At 62.6% G+C, this 788-nt stretch carries 1 protein-coding gene; it reads left to right on the plus strand.

Annotation, left to right across the window (positions count from 1 at the left end; all coding sequences use genetic code 11):
• Positions 1 to 397 precede the first annotated feature (397 nt).
• Entirely contained in the window at positions 398 to 586 is a 189-nt protein-coding gene (locus C5471_RS23395) for a hypothetical protein (protein WP_166296605.1), read from the plus strand.
• Positions 587 to 788 lie beyond the last annotated feature (202 nt).

A 788-nucleotide genomic window follows, 5' to 3' on the forward strand; every position in this document is an offset into this window, starting at 1 on the left:
TTATTCTCAATAACAACGCATTCCATTGCGACGTTGATTACCGAACGCCGATTTTCCTCATGCCCTCAGTCAGTTACCACCCGTTTTTTCCAATGTCCGTTCACCGCCGACCCCAAAACCCCCTGACGCGCTTTTCGCCCCAGAAGGCCGGTTTTTCCCGCCAAGCCCTGGTCAGTGTAGCGCCTTTTTCGGCAACGGGCGAACGTCGCCCAACTTGCTTGGGCGGCGGGCGGCCGTTCTGCGGGCGCGGGCGGCACAGAGCCCGCAAGCGGCGCCCCTGCGACGCTCTGGGGCACTGTGGCTTCGGCTTGCATATGACCTTGCATGACCACGCGATTTTGTTCAGGGAAGCCCCTGGGCGCAGCCAGTGCAGCAGGGTTGGGGCGGGGGGAAGTCAATGCGCGGAGGCCACAGGCCGACCTGCCTTCAGGGGGGTTGGCCCAACGGTTGCAGGGCAGCTAAAGAAGCACTCAGGGTTGCCGATGTCCGGCTCAGTCGGTTAGAGCATAAGGCGCAGCCTTGTGCGCCACTCCCCGCAATGCTGAACCGCGGGGGCGCAAGACATAATGCCAATTATACGCATTAAGCCGCTCTTCATTGCTGAGCGGATTACCGGGGGTTGCCGGCGCAGTGCGTATAATTCCCCCGCATTATGTTAAACAGGCGTTGGGCGGCCTGTACCGGCTCAACGGGGACGCCAGCGGTTGGGCCGCCTGACGACTATTTACCCCCGCGTGCGCCGATGCCGACGGGCAGTCCGGCCACGGTCTGCCCCCACACCGAACCCG

Source organism: Photorhabdus tasmaniensis, assembly GCF_011189505.1.
In the GTDB taxonomy this organism is placed as follows: Bacteria; Pseudomonadota; Gammaproteobacteria; order Enterobacterales; family Enterobacteriaceae; genus Photorhabdus; species Photorhabdus tasmaniensis.

Coding starts and splice junctions, on each gene's coding strand:
- C5471_RS23395 (WP_166296605.1), top strand. CDS start 398: ATGCGCGGAGGCCACAGGCCGACCTGCCTTCAGGGGGGTTGGCCCAAC.